Annotated in this window: 16 protein-coding genes; 9 read left to right on the top strand and 7 right to left on the bottom strand. The window is 73.2% G+C overall.

From position 1 onward, the window contains the following. Window positions 1-95 precede the first annotated feature (95 nt). A complete protein-coding gene (locus tag ACFFR3_RS47545) occupies window positions 96-1544 on the top strand; it encodes an RICIN domain-containing protein (protein WP_345405934.1) in 1449 nt (482 codons plus the stop codon). On the opposite strand, the gene ACFFR3_RS47540 is transcribed toward ACFFR3_RS47545, so the two are convergent. Beyond that, a complete protein-coding gene (locus ACFFR3_RS47540) occupies window positions 1539-2444 on the bottom strand; it encodes an aminoglycoside phosphotransferase family protein (protein WP_379485325.1) in 906 nt (301 codons plus the stop codon). The two genes, ACFFR3_RS47545 and ACFFR3_RS47540, sit on opposite strands and share 6 nt — an antisense overlap. A 115-nt stretch (window positions 2445-2559) precedes the next feature. On the opposite strand from ACFFR3_RS47540, the gene ACFFR3_RS47535 reads away from it, so the two are divergent. The 3 genes from ACFFR3_RS47535 to ACFFR3_RS47525 all read left to right on the top strand — a co-directional run bounded on the left by ACFFR3_RS47535 (window position 2560) and on the right by ACFFR3_RS47525 (window position 6313). Continuing rightward, on the top strand, window positions 2560-4536 hold the full coding sequence (locus ACFFR3_RS47535; RefSeq protein ID WP_379485324.1) for a serine/threonine protein kinase: 1977 nt from the start codon (window positions 2560-2562) through the stop codon (window positions 4534-4536). Between the two features lie 65 nt (window positions 4537-4601). Beyond that, the gene (locus ACFFR3_RS47530; protein WP_364374684.1) at window positions 4602-5054 is read left to right on the top strand and encodes a MarR family winged helix-turn-helix transcriptional regulator; all 453 of its coding nucleotides are present in this window, start codon (window positions 4602-4604) and stop codon (window positions 5052-5054) included. Next, window positions 5051-6313, top strand: a complete 1263-nt coding sequence (locus ACFFR3_RS47525) for an MFS transporter (protein WP_345405925.1) — start codon at window positions 5051-5053, stop codon at window positions 6311-6313. Before ACFFR3_RS47530 ends, ACFFR3_RS47525 begins: the two co-directional genes overlap by 4 nt. A 58-nt stretch (window positions 6314-6371) precedes the next feature. Here the strand turns inward: ACFFR3_RS47525 and ACFFR3_RS47520 are convergent, their stop codons facing one another. Continuing rightward, entirely contained in the window at window positions 6372-7589 is a 1218-nt protein-coding gene (locus tag ACFFR3_RS47520) for a cytochrome P450 (RefSeq protein ID WP_345405922.1), read from the bottom strand. Window positions 7590-7747: 158 nt separating this feature from the next. On the opposite strand from ACFFR3_RS47520, the gene ACFFR3_RS47515 reads away from it, so the two are divergent. From ACFFR3_RS47515 to ACFFR3_RS47505, 3 genes are all read left to right on the top strand, one after another. Next, window positions 7748-8218: a MarR family winged helix-turn-helix transcriptional regulator gene (locus ACFFR3_RS47515; protein WP_379485323.1), complete on the top strand. Its 471-nt coding sequence runs from the start codon at window positions 7748-7750 to the stop codon at window positions 8216-8218. A 290-nt stretch (window positions 8219-8508) separates the two neighbouring features. Then, window positions 8509-10866 carry an FHA domain-containing protein gene (locus ACFFR3_RS47510; protein WP_364374672.1) on the top strand — a complete coding sequence of 786 codons (2358 nt, stop codon included), beginning with the start codon at window positions 8509-8511 and terminating at the stop codon, window positions 10864-10866. A 350-nt stretch (window positions 10867-11216) separates the two neighbouring features. Next, on the top strand, window positions 11217-12110 hold the full coding sequence (locus ACFFR3_RS47505; protein WP_379485322.1) for a sulfotransferase family protein: 894 nt from the start codon (window positions 11217-11219) through the stop codon (window positions 12108-12110). On the opposite strand, the gene ACFFR3_RS47500 is transcribed toward ACFFR3_RS47505, so the two are convergent. Genes ACFFR3_RS47500 through ACFFR3_RS47490 form a run of 3 tightly spaced genes read right to left on the bottom strand, consistent with a single transcriptional unit; the run spans window position 12107 to window position 14663 of the window. After that, window positions 12107-12718 (bottom strand): methyltransferase domain-containing protein, encoded by a 612-nt coding sequence (locus ACFFR3_RS47500; protein ID WP_345405910.1) that lies wholly within the window; start codon window positions 12716-12718, stop codon window positions 12107-12109. The genes ACFFR3_RS47505 and ACFFR3_RS47500 overlap by 4 nt on opposite strands. Then, entirely contained in the window at window positions 12715-13371 is a 657-nt protein-coding gene (locus tag ACFFR3_RS47495) for a TIGR04282 family arsenosugar biosynthesis glycosyltransferase (RefSeq protein WP_345405907.1), read from the bottom strand. The genes ACFFR3_RS47500 and ACFFR3_RS47495 overlap by 4 nt, the downstream gene beginning before the upstream one ends. Further along, window positions 13368-14663, bottom strand: a complete 1296-nt coding sequence (locus ACFFR3_RS47490) for a glycosyltransferase 87 family protein (protein WP_379485321.1) — start codon at window positions 14661-14663, stop codon at window positions 13368-13370. The genes ACFFR3_RS47495 and ACFFR3_RS47490 overlap by 4 nt, the downstream gene beginning before the upstream one ends. Before the next feature lie 138 nt (window positions 14664-14801). On the opposite strand from ACFFR3_RS47490, the gene ACFFR3_RS47485 reads away from it, so the two are divergent. Beyond that, complete coding sequence (locus tag ACFFR3_RS47485; protein ID WP_446686072.1) at window positions 14802-15773, top strand: NAD-dependent epimerase/dehydratase family protein; 972 nt, start codon at window positions 14802-14804, stop codon at window positions 15771-15773. Next, window positions 15770-16432 carry a glycosyltransferase family 2 protein gene (locus ACFFR3_RS47480; RefSeq protein WP_364374656.1) on the top strand — a complete coding sequence of 221 codons (663 nt, stop codon included), beginning with the start codon at window positions 15770-15772 and terminating at the stop codon, window positions 16430-16432. The genes ACFFR3_RS47485 and ACFFR3_RS47480 overlap by 4 nt, the downstream gene beginning before the upstream one ends. 21 nt (window positions 16433-16453) lie before the next feature. On the opposite strand, the gene ACFFR3_RS47475 is transcribed toward ACFFR3_RS47480, so the two are convergent. After that, complete coding sequence (locus tag ACFFR3_RS47475) at window positions 16454-17317, bottom strand: ABC transporter permease (protein ID WP_379485320.1); 864 nt, start codon at window positions 17315-17317, stop codon at window positions 16454-16456. After that, the gene (locus ACFFR3_RS47470) at window positions 17317-18282 is read right to left on the bottom strand and encodes an ATP-binding cassette domain-containing protein (protein ID WP_379485319.1); all 966 of its coding nucleotides are present in this window, start codon (window positions 18280-18282) and stop codon (window positions 17317-17319) included. Before ACFFR3_RS47470 ends, ACFFR3_RS47475 begins: the two co-directional genes overlap by 1 nt. Between the last annotated feature and the right edge of the window lie 20 nt (window positions 18283-18302).

The following is an 18302-nucleotide window of genomic DNA, read 5'->3' as shown; positions in this document are numbered from 1 at the left end:
CGGCCGCCTGCCCGAGCGATCCGCGGGCGTCCTCCGGTTGCTGAAAAGTTGCAGCCGTTCGTTGACAGCGGTGATCGCCAGGTCAACACTCGGGCATGCTGAGATCCCTGCGGCGGGCGCTGACCGCCGCCCTGCTGACCGCCGCCCTGCTGATCGCCGCCGCGCTGGTGGCCCCTTCGGCGCCGGCGCAGGCCGCGCCGCTGACGATCACGAACGGCACCCAGTTCCGCGACACCGCCGGCAACGTGCTGCACGCCCACGGCGGCGGGGTGCTCAAGTCGGGCGGCTACTACTACTGGTTCGGCGAGAACCGCAACGCCGACAACACCTTCCGCGCCGTGTCCGTCTACCGCTCGGCCGACCTGGTCACCTGGGAGTTCCGGCGCGACGTGCTGACCAGGTCGTCGCACTCCGAGCTGAACGTGGCCAACATCGAGCGGCCGAAGGTCATCTACAACGCCGCGACCGGCCGCTACGTGATGTGGATGCACAAGGAGAACGGCCGCGACTACGGCGAGGCGCGGGCCGCCGTCGCCTCGTCGGCCACGGTGGACGGCGACTACACCTACCACGGCAGCTTCCGGCCGCTGGGACAGCACATGTCGCGCGACATCACGCTCTACGACGACGGCGGCACCGCGTACATGATCTCGGCCGCGGACGAGAACTACGACCTGCACATCTACCGCCTGACCTCCGACTACCTGAACGTCGCCGCCCTGGTGGGCAACTTCTGGAACGACGCGCACCGGGAGGCCCCGGCGATGTTCAGGCGCGGCTCGACGTACTTCCTGCTGACCTCAGGCGCCACCGGCTGGAACCCGAACCAGGCCAAGTACGCCACCGCGTCCAGCGTCTCGGGCCCGTGGACGGGCTGGACGAACGCGGGCGACGGCACGACGTTCGGCTCGCAGCCGGCGTACGTGCTGCCGGTGCAGGGCACCTCGACGACGAGCTACCTCTACATGGGCGACCGGTGGGCGGGCGCGTGGGGCGGGCCGGTGAACGACTCGCAGTACGTGTGGCTGCCGATCACGTTCCCCTCGGCGACGAGCATGAGCCTGAGCTGGCACGCGCAGGTGACGATCGACGCCGCGACCGGCGAGGTCACCGGCTCGGGCGCGGGTCCGTCGTACCGGATCACCGCCCGGCACAGCGGCAAGGTGATGGACGTCGTCAGCGCCTCCACCGCCGACAACGCCGAGGTCAAGCAGTATCCGTGGAACGGCGGCGACAACCAGCGGTGGCAGTTTCAAGACCTCGGCGGCGGTTACTTCCGCCTGGTCAGCGTCAACAGCGGCAAGTGCCTGGACGTCGCGAGCAACTCCACCGCCGACGGGGCCAACGTGATCCAGTACACCTGCGGCGGCGGCGCCAACCAGCAGTGGCAGTGGGTCCAGACCGGAAGCTACCACCAGCTCAGAGCCCGCCACAGCGGCAAGTGCCTCGACGTGGCGAACGTGTCCACCGCCGACGGCGCCGACATCCAGCAGTACGCCTGCGGCAGCGGCGCCAACCAGCAGTGGACCCGCACCCCGTCATGACCGCCACTGGTCGAGGGCGGGCTTGAGGTAGTCGTGCAGCACGGGCAGCTGCGGGAGGAGGTCGAGGCAGGCGATGACGCGCAGCATGCCGATGGCGTCGGTGAAGCGCAGCACATCGGGGTCGAGGGGCCGCAGGCCGCGGTCCTTCGCCCCGCGGTCGTAGGCGGCGGCGAGGTCGGGGCCGAGGCCCGCCATGTCCCACTCGACGGGGCCGAGGGTGACCAGCTCGAAGTCGGCGTAAAGGTCGCCCTCGGCGCCGGGGAAGATGTTGGCGGCCGGCGCGTCGCCGTGCACGGGCCGCAGCTCGACGCCGGGGAAGCGCTGCTCGAAGGCGGCGCGGGAGCGTACGAGGGGTTCGAGCTCCTGCCACTCGCGGCGGGCCCTGCCGAGGTCGGCGGCGCTGATGAGGTCGGGCCTCTCGGCGAGCCGGTCGAGGGCGCCCGCCATGAACTCGGGCTCGGCGGCGGACAGGAACTCCAGCGGCACCGGGCAGTCGCGCAGCGCGGCGTGCAGGCCGGCGACGCTCTCGGCGTTGGCCGCGTAGTCGATCTCCTTGCCGCGGTCCTCCTCGACGTACTGCCAGAGGGTCAGCGAGAAGCCGTCGCGCCGCACGGGCGCATGGGGCACGAGCGGGCTGGGCGGGATCACCGGCGTGCCCTGGTCGGCGAGCCAGCGCGTCACGTCCAGCTCCGTCCGCTGACGCCGGGCGAGCAGGTCGAGATCGACGTACGCCGGCAGCACCACCGGCACCCTGGCCACGACCGGCGCCGGCGCGAGGTGCACGACCACGGAGAACAGGTCGTGCAGCACCCGCGCGTCGGTCACGGTGAGCCCGAGGTCGCGGCCCGCCCCCACGGCGGCGTCGAGGGCGGCGGCGGTGCGGCTGGCGAGGTCGGTCATGACCTGATCGTTTCACGCCGGGCGACCGGGCGCGGACGCCTGACACCCTCCGCCACCGGCCGGTTATCGAATAGTAAGGTTCCAGGAGATCCGGAACGTGGTATCACAATGACGCATGGCTGACTTCACGCCGCTCCTGCCCGGTGACCCTCAGCAGCTGGGCGGTTTCGAGCTGCTCGGCAGGCTGGGCGAGGGCGGGCAGGGCGTCGTCTTCCTCGCCAAAACCCCCATGGACGTGCGGGTGGCGGTCAAGTGGCTGCGCCCCTCCGACGACGGCGACACCGTCGAGCGGTTCCTGCGGGAGGCGGAGGTCGCCCGGCGGGTGGCGGCGTTCTGCACGGCGGCGGTGCTCAGCACGGGCACCGAACACGGCCGCCCCTACATCGTCAGCGAATACGTCGAGGGCCGCTCGCTCGACCGGCGGGTACGCGAGGACGGCCCGCTGTCGGGCGGCGACCTCGAACGGCTGGCCATCGGCACCGCCACCGCGCTGGCCGCGATCCACGAGGCCGGGGTGGTGCACCGCGACTTCAAGCCGGGCAACGTCATCATGGGCGCCAGCGGGCCGCGGGTGATCGACTTCGGCATCGCCCGCACGCTCGGCCCGGCCACGATGACGAGCAGCACGCAGATCGGGACGCCCGCGTACATGGCTCCCGAGCAGATCATGGGTCACGCGGTGGGCCCGGCGGCCGACCTGTTCTCCTGGGCCGGGACGATGGTGTTCGCCTCCTGCGGGCGGGCGCCGTTCGGCAGCGACGGCACGCACGCGGTGATGAGCCGGGTGCTGAACGAGGAGCCCGAGCTGGGGTCGCTCGACGGGCAGCTGGCCGACCTCGTACGCCGCTGCCTGAGCAAGGACCCGGCGCAGCGGCCCGCCGCGATGGAGGTGATCACCCACCTGCTGCGCGCCCCGCAGCCGGGCGCGAACCCGCTCGCCGAGGGCACCAGGCAGGCCGAGCCGGTGCCCGCCCCTCCCGCCGGCCCTCCCGCCGGCCCTCCCGCCGGGCCGCCCGTCACGCCGCCCACCGGCCCGTCCGGGCGCGGGCGGCGCGGGCTGCTGCTCGCCGCGGGCGCGGTGGTGGCGGCGGCCGCCGTGACCGCCGCGCTCACGCTGCCCGGCATGCTCGGCGAGGACGCCGCCCCGCGCGCCTCCGCCGCACCGGCCACGACCGCGCCCGCCTCTGCCGCCGCCACACCGACCACTTCCAAGCTGCCCGGCGACGACATCACCCTGTACGAGAGCCCGTCCGACCCGATCACGCTCACCGCGTACGAGGTGGACGACGACGACTACGCCCGAAGGTCGCTGGACGGCGAGTTCGAGAAGTTCCCCGGCAACGTCGACTCGAAGGTCTCCCCCGACGGCCGCTACCTGGCGGGCAGGCCCGAGGACTACACCTCCGACGGCTACGACTCGATCCTCATCACCGACCGGCGCGACGGCTCCAGCTTCCGGGTGAAGACCGTGCGCAAGCCGCTGGACGCCGGCATCCGCACCTGGTCGAAGGACGGCTCGAAGATCCTGCTCAACGTCAACGAGCCGGTCGAGGACAGCGACGGCGAGGAGACCTGGCTCACCACGGGCTTCGCCATCATCGACGTGGCCGGCGCCAAGGCCGACGTGGTGCGGGTGCCCGACAAGGACATCCGCGACAGCGACTTCGGCTGGGACGCCGACGAGCGGGGCGTGGTCATCGTCTACGGCGACGACGAGGGGCTGCGCTTCTTCGACCCCTCGGGCAAGCGCACCCGCCAACTGCCGGGCGTCGGGCCGCTGGCGTCCGGCACGATGGACGTCTTCTCGCCGTCGGGCCGCATGTTCACCACCGAGTGCCCCAAGGGCGCCGACGGCGAGACCTGCCTGTGGGACTCCGCCACCGGCAAGCAGGTGCGCCGCTTCTCCTCCGACTGCGACAAGATCCTCGGCTGGTACGACGAGTCGCACCTGTACTGCTGGGAGCACGACAACACCAGCAGGGACGAGGTCCGCGTGGTGGCCTTCGACGGCAGGCTGGTCGGGCGGCTGCTGGACTCGCCGGCCAAGTCCGACGTGCAGCCGTACTTCACCATCGACCCACCCACCTCCTGACATTTCCGGACACTGGGCCACCCCACCCCGCGGGGTCATACATAAGCAGGTGATATAAATGTCTTATGCAAGCTGATCCCCCTTCTCATCAGGTGGACGAGCTGGAGCTCGCGGCCGGTCTGGCCAGGATCAGGACGATGATGCGGATGTTCGACGTCCCCCGCGACCTGTCCATCACCGCGCTGTCCACGCTGGCGAACCTCGAACGCCTCGGCCCGCGCCGCCTCACCGAGCTGGCCGTGATCGAGGGCGTCACGCAGCCCGCGATGACCCAGCTCGTCTCGAAGCTCGAACACCAGGCTCTGGCCGAGCGCCGCCCCGACCCCGAGGACGGCCGCGTCGTGCTGGTCTCCATCACGCAGCACGGCCGCGACGAGCTGGCCAGGCGGCGCGCCGCCCAGGCCAAGCGGCTGGCCGAGCTGGTCGCCGAGCTGCCCGAGGCCGACAGGGCCGCCATCGCCGCCGCGCTGCCCGCGCTCGACCGGCTGACCTCCCGGGCGCTCGGAGGCGGCGCATGAGCGGCGGCGCCACCGGCAGTCCCTTCAAGCAGCCGAAGGCCGTGTGGGCGGTGGCCTTCGCCTGCGTGATCTCGTTCATGGGGATCGGGCTGGTCGACCCGATCCTGCCCGCCATCTCCTCCGACCTGAACGCCTCACCGAGCCAGGTGACGCTGCTGTTCACGAGCTACCTGGTCGTCATGGCCGTCGCCATGCTCGTCACCGGCTGGGTCTCCAGCCGCATCGGCGCCAAGTGGACGCTCATCGCCGGTCTCGTGCTGATCGTGGTGTTCAGCGCGCTGGCCGGCTCCTCGGGCAGCATCGGCGGCATCATCGGCTTCCGCGCGGGCTGGGGCCTCGGCAACGCGCTGTTCGTGGCGACCTCGCTGGCCGTCATCGTGGCCGCCGCCAGCGGCGGCTTCACCGGCGCGATCATCCTGTACGAGGCCGCGCTCGGTGTCGGCATCGCCATCGGCCCGCTGCTCGGCGGCGCGCTCGGGCACATCAGCTGGCGCGGCCCCTTCTACGGCGTCGCCGTGCTCATGGCCCTCGCGCTGCTGGCCACGATCCTGCTGGTACGCCCGCAGCCCAAACCGGCGCGCAAGACGGGCCTGCTCGACCCGATCAAGGCGCTGCGGCACCGCGGCCTGCTCGCCATGAGCCTGACCGCGCTCTGCTACAACTGGGGCTTCTTCACCGTGCTCGGCTACGCCCCCTTCCCCATGGAGCTGGACGCGATCCAGCTCGGCCTGGTCTTCACCGGCTGGGGCCTGATGGTGGCGATCTTCTCGGTGGCCGGCGCGCCCTGGCTGCAGCGCAGGCTCGGCCTGGCCCGCACGCTCTACGGCAACCTGGCGTTGTTCGCGGTCGTCATCTTCGTCATCGCGGCCTTCGTGGAGAACCGGCCGGTGCTGATCGCGGCGGTGATCGTGGCGGGCGTCTTCATCGGCGTCAACAACACGCTCACCACGCAGGCCGTGATGATGGTGGCGCCCGTGGAGCGGCCGGTGGCCTCGGCGGCGTACGGGTTCGTCCGGTTCATCGGCGGCGGCCTGGCCCCGTTCGCGGCCGGCAAGCTCGCCGAGCACTACAACGTGCACGTGCCGTTCGTGGTCGGCGCCTGCGCGATCCTCGTCGGCATCGCGATCCTCACGACCGGCCACCGCGACCTGGTCCGCGCCGAGCGCAACCAGAACGAGGTGGACGCGCACGCCGGGCAGGGCGAGCGCGGCGCGGAGCTGACCGAGGCCGCCGAGGCCGGCACCGGCACGCCCAGCTGACCCCTTCACCTGCGCGAACGACCCGCCGGGAGCGGATCCCGGCGGGTCGTTCATGCGCTCACCAGCGGACCGGGACCTCCTGGAGGCCGCCGACGAGCAGGCCCTCCATGCGCTTGAGGTCCGCAGGCGGCACGGCCAGCTCCAGCGTGGGCAGCTTGCGCAGCAGGGTCTCCAGCGCGACCTGCAGCTCGGTGCGGGCCAGCGCCTGGCCGAGGCAGGAGTGCGGGCCTGCGCCGAAGGTCAGGTGCGGGTTGGGGCTGCGGCCGAGGTCCATCTCGCCGGCGTGCTCGAAGACGGACTCGTCCCGGTTGCCGGAGCCCATCGCGCAGAGCACGGTCGTCCCGGCGGGCAGCACCTCCCCGCCCAGCTCGGCCTCCTCCGACAGGTAGCGGCGCAGCCCGAAGCCGAGGTTGACGTCGTAGCGCAGCGACTCCTCCACCGCCGTGCGCACCAGGGACGGGTCGGCCACCAGCCGCTCCCACCGGCCGCGGTCGGCCAGCAGCATGGCGACCATCTTGCCGATGGCGTTGGCGGTCGTCTCGTGCCCGGCGACCAGCAGCCCCATCGCGGTGCTGAGCAGCTCGGCGTCGGACATGCCCTGCCCCTCGCCGGCGCTCTCCCTGATGAGCATGCCGATGAGGTCGTCGGTGTCGCCGGCCCGCTTGTCGGCGATGTGCCCGGACATGTACGCGCTGAACTCGGCCATCCCCGCCCGCGCCTCCTCCTGGGAGTAGCGGGTGACGCTGAGCATCATGTCGGACCAGTGGGAGAAGCGGTGACGGTCGTCGGCGGGCACGCCGAGCATGTCGCAGATGACGTACACCGGGAGCGGGAAGCTCAGCGCGGCCTTGAGGTCGGCGGGCGCGCCCTCGGCCACCATCTCGTCGATGAGGTGCTCGGCCGTCGCGGTCATCGAGGGGCGCAGCGCGGCCATGCGCCTGGCGGTGAAGTATTTGCCGACCAGCCGCCGCCAGCGCAGGTGCCCCTCGCCCTTCATGGGGACGACCATGGCGGAGTCGCCGGTAGCCGCCGCGCCGCCCGAGCCCTCGGGGGCCACCCTGGCCGCGTTGTCCGCGGCGGTGGGGCGGGCGAAGCGGGGGTCGGCCAGCAGGGCCTTGATGTCCTCGTGGCGGGTGATCATCTTGGCGCGGTCGCCGCTGGGCAGCTCGATGGTGGCCACCGGGCACCGGCCGCGCAGGTCCTCCCACTCCTTGGGCGGATCCAGTGCCGTGTCGTAGTGCAGGGGGTAGGACAGGACCTGCTCGTCGCTCGTCATAGAGCCTCCTCGGTCGAACCGTTGGCGCGGCGGACGTCTCCTTTGTGCACCATACACATCGAAAGCATCATGCACACGAGTTGCATGATGCTTTCGATGAGCATCATGCACATTGCCGTAGGGTTCAGGTGAGCGAAGGCACGAGCGGAGGTTCGCCCATGGACGCCGAGCAGGCAAGCGCCCGGCTTGAGCGGGAGCTGATGATCCTCACGCGGCAGCGCGAGCTCACCACGCCGCAGGGCGGGCCGGCCGGCGAACGCCTGGAGCGCAGCGCGTACGTGCTGCTCAGCAGGCTCGACGTGCAGGGCCCGATGTCGATCGCGGACTTCGTCGAGGCGTTCGGGCTGGCCGCGTCCACCTTCAACAGGCAGACCACGGCCCTGCTCAAGGAGGGCCTGGTCGAGCGCACCCTCGACCCCCACGGCAGCCTCGCCCGCAAGTTCCGCATCACCCGCGAGGGCCGACGCAGGCTGGCCGCCGACCGCGCCAGGATCGTCGAAGGGCTGACCAAGGTGCTGGCCGGCTGGCCGCCCGAGCGGCTCGAGCGCTTCGTCGCCGACTTCCAGCAGTTCAACGAGGACATCGAGCGCCTCATCGGCCGCCCCTGGCCCCGCGCCGGCGCGGAATAGCCGCCACCTGATCGGCCCGCAGCACGGCCGTCGCGCGGCGGCGCGTCCCGCTCTCACCACCGCGACGGCGACAACGCGGGCGGCAGCACGGTCCTGCAGTGGTGTGTGACATCCATAGGAGCATCCCGGCTGGGCGGTTTCCGCCAGGCAGGCACAGTACGAGCATTTTTGAAACGTCCACTCCGACGCCCTCTTTCCCGGGACGGTGGCCTACGATCATGGGTTTCCGGGGTGCCGCGGCGGGGCCCTCACCCGTCTCCGCGCGTCCCGAGTGAAGGGAAGGCGGTTTCGTGACGCAGCTCGTCATCGATGGCCCTGCCGGGTCGATGATCCTTGACCCGGGGCGGTCTTACCGGTTGGGCCGCGACCCGGGATCGGACATCGTGGTCGACGCCGACCGGGTCTCGCGTCACCACGCCGTGCTCTGGTTCGAGGCCGGTCAGTGGCTGCTGCAGGATGCGGGCAGCCGCAACGGCACGTACGCGAGCGGCCGCCGCGTCCAGCGCGTCGTCGTGCACGCGGGCACCAGTGTCGGGCTCGGCCAGGCCACCGGCGCCGGGATCGTCCGCTTCCGCGCCGCCGCCCTCGTTCCCTCCCCGCGTACGCCGGTCCTCTCGCAAGCCGCGGGGACGGTCCCCTCGGAAGGGGCGGGGACGGTGCCGTTCCCGCGCGCCGGTCAGTGGCGTGAGCCGGTCTCCGTCACCGACCTCGCCGGCGCGCAGATCGTCCGCATCGGGCGGGCGCCCGACAACGACATCGTGGTCTCCGACCTGCGGGTGTCCAGGCGGCACGCCGAGCTGCGGGTCACCGGCGGTGTGCACGAGATCGTGGACCTGGGCAGCCGCGGCGGCACGTACGTCAACGGCCGCCCGGTGCACCGGGCCCGCATCTCGCCCGACGACTTCGTCGGCATCGGGCCCTCGACGTTCCGGCTGGCGGGCGACACGCTCACCGAGTACGCCGACACCGGCGAGGTGTGCCTGCAGGCCCACGGCCTGACCGTCACCGTGGACGGCGGCAAGGTGCTGCTCGACCACGTGACGTTCCCGGTGGGCGAGAAGTGCCTGCTGGCGATCGTCGGCCCGAGCGGGTCGGGCAAGTCCACGCTGCTGCGCGCGCTCACCGGCCTGCGCCCGGCCGATGAGGGCGTGGTCACCTACGACGGGCGCGACCTCTACCGCGACTACGCCGAGCTGCGCTCCCGCATCGGGCTGGTGCCGCAGGACGACATCCTGCACAGCGTGCTGACCGTGCGCCGCGCCCTGCTCTACGCCGCCGAGCTGCGCTTCCCCGACGACACCAGCGCGCCTGAGCGGGAGCGGCGGGTGGATGAGGTGCTGGCGCAGCTCGGGCTCGACCACCGCGCGGAGACCCGCATCTCGGCGCTGTCGGGCGGCCAGCGCAAGCGGGTCAGCGTCGCCCTGGAGCTGCTGACCAAGCCGTCGCTGCTGTTCCTCGACGAGCCGACGTCGGGGCTTGATCCCGGGCTGGACAAGTCGGTCATGCACCTGCTGCGGGAGCTGGCCGACGACGGGCGTACGGTCGCGGTGGTCACGCACAGCGTCGCCAACCTCGACGTCTGCGACCGGCTGCTCGTGATGGCGCCCGGCGGGAGGATCGCCTACTTCGGCCCGCCCGGGCAGGCACTGCCGTTCCTCGGCTTCGACGACTGGGCGGACGTCTTCCTCGCCTTCGACGACCCGAGCCGCGACTGGGCCGGCGAGTACGCGCGCTCGCCGCTGCACCGCGAGTACATCACCGCCGACCTCATCGTGCCGGCCTCCGCGCCCTCCCCCGTGCGGCGGGCCGCGCCGCCGAAGCAGCAGAGCTGGTCCGAGCAGCTCGGCACGCTCGTCCGCCGCTACTGCCGGGGCATCGTCGCCGACCGGCTGTTCCTCGGCATCACGCTCGTCCTGCCGGTCCTGATGGGACTGCTGGCCAGGGTCGTGCCGACCGGCGACCTGACCGGGCCGCCCGGCACCAACGCGAGCGCCGCCAACCTGCTGCTGATCCTGTGCGTCGGCGGCTGCCTGACCGGGGCCGCCAACGCGGTGCGCGAGCTGGTCAAGGAACGCCCCATCTACCAGCGCGAACGCGCGGTCGGGCTGTCCAGGTCGGCCTACCTGTGCTCGAAGTTACTCGTGCTCGGCCTGATCACCGTCGTGCAGGGCGTCGTGCTGACGCTGGTGGCGATGGTGAACGTCGGGACGCGCGACGAGGGCGTGTTCACCGCGCCGATGGCGGAGCTGGCGGCGGCCGTCGCGCTGCTGTCGTTCACCGCGATGGTCGTGGGGCTGCTCATCTCCGCGCTGGCGCGGACCAGCGAGACCACGATGCCGCTGCTCGTGCTGGTCACGCTGGTGCAGCTGGTCTTCTGCGGGGCGCTGGTGCACCTGGACGGCAAGGCGGTCATGGAGCAGGTCGCCTGGCTCGTCCCGGCCCGGTGGGCGCTGGCGGCGCTGGCGGCCACGCTCGACGTCGGCCGGCTCATGCCGCCCGGCGACGACGCGCCCGACCCGCTGTGGAGCCAGGACGCGGGCACGTGGCTGCTCGACATGGGGGTGCTGGCGGGGCTCGCGGTGGTGTGCTCGTTCGCGGTGGCCCGGCTCCTGCGCCGCCACGAACCGGCCGTGATGCGCGCCCGCTGAGCACCGCACGGGCCTTCTCGAGCCGCACCCGCCGAGCACCGCGCGCCTCTCCGGCCGCGCCCGCGCGGCCCTCGCGCTCGTCCGGCCCAAGCGCCCGCGCGGCCCTCGCGCTCGTCCGGCCCACGCGACTCGTCCGGCCGCGACTCGTCCGGCGCGCGCGGCTCTCCCGGCTCGCGAGGGCCGCGCGCCGGCGGGCATCAGGGCTTCTACCGGGGGTTTTCTTCGCAGGAAATCCTCAGTTTTGCCTTATATGGTGACAAGCCCCCGAGGAGTCACCATGCCGCCGTGACCCCTGTCAGACGCCTGCGCGGGCCCAGGGGCACGGGGTGAAAGGATCAGGAAATCGCGCAATGGGAGTCGTACACAAAGGGTTCAAACGGCGAGCACGACTTCTCCGCGAGGCGCTGCGCCCACCGCGGCAGCTTCCGAGCTCGGAGCCGGCCAACTCCGGGCTCGCCGAAGGGCTCAAGGCACGCCGCCCCCCGAAGCGCACGCAGGTCGTCGACTACAACGTCCCGGCCGTGCCGCGGCTGGTCCGCTCCCCCGTCTTCGTCATCGCCCCCGTACGCTCCGGCTCGACCCTGCTGCGCATGCTGCTGAACAGCCACTCCCGCATCCGCGCCCCGCACGAGCTGCACCTGCGCACCATCGGCGTGGAGCTGACGCCCGGCTTCTCCGAGGCGTCGATGGAGGAGCTGGAGCTGGACCGGGTGGAGCTGGAGCACGTCCTGTGGGACCGCGTCCTGCACCTGGAGCTGCTGCGCAGCGGCAAGGACATCATGGTCGACAAGACGCCGGGCAACGTCTTCATCTGGGAGCGGCTGCGCTACGTCTGGCCTGAGGCGAAGTTCCTGTTCATGCTGCGCCACCCGGAGGGCGTGATCTCCTCGCTGCAGAAGCGCAAGGACAACACCGCCACCAGGGAGTCGCTGGAGGCCACCGCGCTCAAGTACTTCAAGCCCCTGGAGAAGGCGCGCAGCACGGCCGGCGGACTGAGCGTGCGCTACGAGGAGCTCACCGCGCAGCCGGAGCAGGTGACCAAGGAGATCTGCGCGTACCTGGACGTGGAGTGGGAGCCCGGCATGCTGGACTACGGCTGCCACTACCAGGGGCAGTTCGCGCCGAACCTGGGCGACCGCAGCGACACCATCAAGTCGGGCCGCATCCAGGCCGCCCGCACCTTCGACGACGTCACGCTGCCGCCCAAGCTCGAAAGGTACGCCGCCGCCTGGGGCTACCGCTAGGAGACGCGGGCCAGCCAGCGGCCGTGGGCCGTCCAGCACTCGGCGCCGGAGAAGCCGGCCGCCAGCGCGATGCGGCGCACGTCGTTGGCCGACACCGTGGCCCAGCCGAACCACTCCCCCGCCAGCGCACCCCGCCGCACCCGCAGCCGGTCCACCCTGCTGCGGGTGCCGGGCGGCGCGACCTCGGCCAGGATCGTGCCGCCAGGACGCAGCAGCTGCCTGAGCCGGTGCAGCAGCGCCTCGGGGTTGCCGCCGATGCCGATGTTGCCGTCGGCCAGCAGCGCCGTCGCCCACCGCCCGCTGCCGGGCACCTCGTCGAAGACGTCGCGCAGCAGCGCGAACCCGCCCGCCCGCCGGGTCAGCGCGACCGCGCGCGGCGTGATGTCGATGCCGAGCGTACGGATCCCGCGCCTGGTCAGCTCGGCCGTCAGCCGCCCCGGCCCGGACCCCACGTCGAGGGTGGGGCTGTCGCAGCGGCCCAGCAGTTCCTCGTCGCCGTCGATGAGCCGGAACCAGCGGGCCGCCTCCAGCGGGACGAGCGTGCCGTCCACGTACTCGATCTCGGCCGTCTCGCCCGCGAGCGCGTCGGCGTACAGGTCCCCGATCATCGGCCCAGCTCCTTGACGGTGGCGGCGAAGCCGGAGCCCGGCGCGGCGGCGGCCACCACGGCGGCGTCGGCCGCGGTGTCCACGTCGATCAGCTCGGGCAGGTGATGCACGCTCAGCTCGGCGCGGTCGAGCCGGTCGAGCTGGTGCTTGCCGGTCTCCGGGTGCGACATGGGCACGCCCAGCAGCAGCGACGGGTCGGGCTCGCGCAGGCCGAGCAGCCAGAAGCCGCCGTCGGCCGCCGGCCCGTACACCGCGTCGTGCTCCTCCAGCGCGTACGCCGCCTCGCGCAGCAGCTCCGGCGTGACCTGCGGGGTGTCCATGCCGATCAGCACGACGGGGCCCGGCCGCAGCCGGTGGGCGTCGGTGAAGGCCGCCGCGAGCCGCTCGTCGAGCCCGGCGCCGCGCTGCGGGATCACCACGACGTCCGGCGGCAGCCAGCGGCCCGGCAGCCCGTCGAGCGCCAGGACCGGCCGGGCGGCCACCGCCGACGCGGCGCGCAGGCTGTCGCGCAGCGCGGCCTCGGCCAGCGCCGCCGCCTCCTCCTGGCTGTACGGCGGCGTCAGCCGGGTCTTGACCTTCCCCGGCTGCGGCTCCTTGGCGATGATCACGATGTGCGGCTCGCGGGGGGTGTCGGAGTGGTTCAGGGTACTCATTCCTTCGCTGAGAGCCCGGCTGGGACGGGCCGCCTGGCGAGCAGGGCGACCATGACGGCCAGGGCGGACGCGGTGTAGAAGGCGGTGGCGAGGACGCCGGACCCGGCGGGGCCGTCGGCGTAGGCGATGGCGCCGGCCAGGGCCGTCCCCAGCCACTCCGGGCGGCCCGCCATCGCGGCCAGCGCGACGACGAGCAGCGCGTACCAGGAGTAGCCGGGGGTGAGCAGCAGCAGGAACGCGCCGCTGACCAGCAGCGCCCCGTCCCACGGCCGCTCGGCGTCCCCGTGGCGCAGGACGAGCAGGGCGACGACGGCGAGCAGCACGATCGCCGCGTACGGCGCCCACGAGTCCGGCAGGAGCAGGCGCAGGACGGCGTAGCGGTTGCCGTCGCCGGCCGCGTCGTAGCGCTCCTCCTTGAGGTAGCCGGGCAGGTAGCCGATCACCGAGGGGCCGGAGGCCAGCACGTACGGCACGTACGACAGCGCCACCACCAGCCCGGCGGGCCCGAGCGTGGTGAGGGCGCGCCGCCAGTTCAGGGATCCGGCCAGGGCACCCGGCAGTGCGGTGACGGGTAGCAGCTTGGCCGCGACGGCGGCCCCGAGCAGCGCGCCGCGCCCGCGTACGACGCTGAAGGCGAGCACCACCAGCAGCACGCCCAGCATGTCGACGTGCGCGTTGTTGACCGCCTCCACCGGCACGGCCGGGCACCACGCCCACGCCGCGGCCCGGCGCGGCCCCGCCACCCGGTGCAGCGCGACCAGCGCCCCCACGGCCAGCAGGAACCCCGCCACCTGCAGCGGCTGCTGCCCCGAGCCCTCCGGCGACAGCCAGTGGACGAGCAGGAAGTAGCCCTGCGCGAGCGGCGGGTAGATGGTCGGCACCGTCGGCCGGTTGATCCGCGTGCAGCCCCCGTCGGGCAGCGGATAAAGCCCTTCGCAGTCCTTCGGGAACAACCAGGGGTCGCGCAGCCCCGCCAGCGCCGGGTCGGACGGCGCATGGGCGTACGGGGAGATGCCCGCGGCCTGCACCTGGCCGTCCCAGACGTAACGGAAGGAGTCGGTGCTGCTGCTCGGCGGAGCGGTGAGCCCGGTCGCGGCCAGCACGATCCCGCCGGCCAGGACCAGCGGGCCGAGCCGCCGCTCCGGCAGGCGCCGCGCCGCCCACAGCGCGGCTGCGAACAGCGCCCACGCGGCCAGGTACCAGCCCAGGCGGGGCGGCCCCGAGACCGTCACGACCAGGACGGCCGCCAGGGCGGCGAGCGCCGCGCCGGCGGCGAGCGTGCTTCGACTCACGCGCCGCAGCCTGGCACCTCGCGGCGGCGGCCGGAACGCGTCCGCGGCTGCTGTTCCGGGTCCGTAAGAACCCTTACGAACCCCTTACGCGCCGTCGCGCCGCAGTGGCTGACGGCTAGCGTCGGCGGCGTGAGAGTCATGGTCACCGGCTCGGCCGGTTTCATCGGGCGGCACGTCGCCGGCGCCCTGGAGGACGCCGGGCACGACGTCGCCCGCCTGGACATCAGCGACGGCACGGACGTACGCGACCCGCGCGCACTCGACGAGCTGCTGCCGGGCGTCGAGGTCGTGGTGCACCAGGCGGCCAAGGTGGGGCTCGGCGTGGACGTCTCCGACCTGCCCGACTACGCCTCCATCAACGTGTACGGCACGGCGGTGCTGCTCGCGGCCATGGCCAGGCACGACATCAGGCGGCTGGTGCTGGCGTCCTCGATGGTGATCTACGGCGAGGGCCGCTACGCCTGCGCCGCGCACGGTGTCGTCAGGCCGGGCCCGCGCACGGTCGAGGACCTGGAGCGGGGCCGCTTCGACCCGCCGTGCCCGCACTGCGGCGAGCCGCTGACCTGGGCGGAGGTCGGCGAGGACACCCCGGCCGACCCGCGCAACGCCTACGCCACCAGCAAGCTCGCCCAGGAGCACCTGGCCGCCAACTGGGCCAGGGAGACCGGCGGCAGCGCGGCGGCGCTCAGGTATCACAACGTCTACGGGCCGCACATGCCGCTCGACACCCCTTACGCGGGGGTGGCCGCGATCTTCCGCTCCGAGCTGCGGGCGGGGCGGGCGCCGCAGGTGTTCGAGGACGGGCGGCAGCAGCGCGACTTCGTGCACGTACGCGACGTGGCCAGGGCGAACCTGGCCGCCGTCACCGCGCCCGTCCCCGAGGGCACGCTGCGCGCCTGGAACATCGCCTCCGGCAGCCCGCACACCGTGGGCGAGATGGCCGCCGCGCTCGCCGCCGAGCGGGGCGGGCCCGACCCGCAGGTCAACGGCCGCTACCGGCTGGGCGACGTGCGCCACATCGTCGCCTCGCCCGCGCGGGCCGCCGCCGAGCTGGGGTTCCGCGCCGAGATCGGATTCGACGCCGGGATGAAGGAGTTCGCGCGGTCATGACCGTCGATGTGATCCTGCCCTGCCTCAACGAGGAGGCCGCGCTCGCCTGGGTGCTCGAACGCATGCCGGGCGGCTTCCGTCCGATCGTCGTCGACAACGGCTCGACCGACCGTTCGCCGCAGATCGCCGCCGAGCTGGGGGCCGAGGTGGTGCGCGAGCCCGTACGCGGCTTCGGCTCGGCCTGTCACGCCGGGCTGCTGGCGGCGTCCGCCGAGGTGGTGTGCTTCATGGACGCCGACGCCTCGCTCGACCCGGGCCAGCTGTCCCGCGTCACCGCGCCGGTCGTGGACGGCTCGTCCGATCTCGTGCTCGGGCGGCGGGTGCCCAGCGAGGCCGGCGCCTGGCCCGCGCACGCCCGGCTGGGCAACGCGGTCCTGGCGGGCAGCCTGCGCCGGCACACCGGCGCGCCGCTGCACGACCTCGGCCCGATGCGGGCGGCCAGGCGCGAAGCGCTGCTCGCGCTCGGCCTGGCCGACCGCCGGTTCGGCTATCCGCTGGAGATGGTGCTGCGCGCGGCGGCGGCCGGGTGGCGGATCGGCGAGGTGGAGGTGGACTACCTGCCGCGCAAGGGCCGCTCCAAGGTGACCGGCACGCTGCGCGGCACGCTGACCGCCATCTCCGACATGCGCCGCGTGATGGCCGAGGTCCGCGCCGGCTGACCCGGGCCGCACGCCGGCCGGTCACGCTCTTCGGTAGAGGGCGAGCGCGACCGGGGCGAGCGCGAGCGTCAGCACGCCGGACACGGCCAGCACGAAGGCGATCCGCCCGAGGTCGGGGGCGCCGTCCAGGAGGCCGCGGGCCGCTTCCACGAGCCGCGTCACCGGGTTGACCGCCACGAAGCCCCGCAGCCAGCCGGGCATCGTGTCCGGTGGCGCGAACGCCGAGCTGACGAACGTCAGCGGGAACAGGATCAGCGTGGAGGCCCCCATGACGGCGGCAGGCGTGCGTACCGTGAGGCCGGCGATCAGCCACAGCCAGCTCAGCGCGAAGCAGAACGCCAGCAGCAGCGCGACGGCTCCCGCGACGCCCGCGAGCCCGCCCGGCGGCCGGTAGCCGATGGCCGCCGCGACGCCCAGCACCAGCGCGGCGGCCAGCCCGTAGCGCAGGGTGTCGCCGAGCAGCGCGCCGACCAGCGGGGCGGGCCGCCAGATGGGCTGCGCGCGGAACCGGTCGAAGGCGCCCCGCCCGATGTCGGTGTTCACCGTGACCGCGGTGTACATGGTCATGAACACGACCGTCTGCGCGAGGATCCCGGGCAGCGCGTACGCCAGGTACGCCTCGGGCGAGCCGACCATGGCGCCGCCGAAGACGTACGTGAACAAGAGCGTGAACAGGATCGGGAAGAGGGTCGCGTCCAGCAGCTGCTCGGGCACGTGCCTGATCTTCAGCAGGGCCCGCCAGGTGAAGGTCAGCGTGGCCGCGACGGGCCCGGCCCCGGCGCCCGGCGGCGGCGCGTCGCGGACGACGGCCGCAACCAGGCGCGCGTCCTGTCCGGCGGCGCTCATCCCGCGGCCTGCGGACGAACGCAGGCGCCCGCCGCCCATCACGCCGCCTCCTCGGGAAGGGGCCGGTCCGCCGCCCTGCCGGTGAGGGCGAGGAAGACCTCGTCCAGGCTCGGCTGGGCGAGCGCGTACTCGCCGACGGCGTAGCCCCGCTCGGTGACGGCGGCGAGCGCGGGCGCGACGGCGTCCGGCCGCTCCACCCGCAGCGTCAGCGCGACCGGATCGGCCTCCAGCACGGGTACGGCCCCCAGCAGCCCGCCGAGCAGGCCGGCGACCGGCGCGCGGTCGGCGGGGTCGGCGACCCGCACCCGCAGCGCGCCCGACCCGGCCAGCGCCTTGAGCCGGCCGCTGGTGCCCTCGGCGATGACGCGGCCGTGGTCCACGACGGCGATGCGGTCGGCGAGCCGGTCGGCCTCCTCGAGGTACTGCGTGGTCAGCAGCACGGTGGTGCCGGCGTCGGCGAGTGCCCTGACGCACTGCCAGACCTGGCCCCTGCCACGCGGGTCGAGGCCGGTGGTCGGCTCGTCGAGCAGCAGCAGGCCGGGACGGACGACGAGGGAGGCGGCGATGTCGAGGCGGCGCCGCATCCCGCCGGAGTACGTCTTGACCTCCTTCCTGGCCGCGGCGCCCAGGTCGAAGGCGTCCAGCAGGCCGGCGGCGCGGCTCCTCGCCGCTTTGCCCCGGTGGCCGCGCAGGCGGGCGAGCAGGGTGAGGTTCTCCAGCCCCGTCAGGTCCTCGTCGAGGGAGGCGAACTGGCCGGTGAGCGCGAGCCGTTCCCTGACCCTGGCCGCCTCGGTGACGACGTCGTGGCCGAGCACGCGGGCGGTGCCGCCGTCGGGCCTGATGAGCGTCGCGATCATCTTGATCGTGGTCGTCTTGCCCGCGCCGTTCGGGCCGAGCACGGCGTACACGCTCGCCGCCGGCACCTCCAGGTCGATGCCGTCCACCGCCCGGTGCGCGCCGAATCTCTTGACCAGGCCCCTGGCCTGGATCGCCGGTGATGTCATGACGGCAGCGTGGCCGGGCG

Origin of the sequence: Nonomuraea salmonea (genome assembly GCF_042428605.1) — a bacterium.
Lineage (GTDB): Bacteria > Actinomycetota > Actinomycetes > Streptosporangiales > Streptosporangiaceae > Nonomuraea > Nonomuraea salmonea.
The sequence above is the reverse complement of the archived record's forward strand: the minus strand, read 5'-3'. Positions and strand labels throughout refer to the sequence as shown.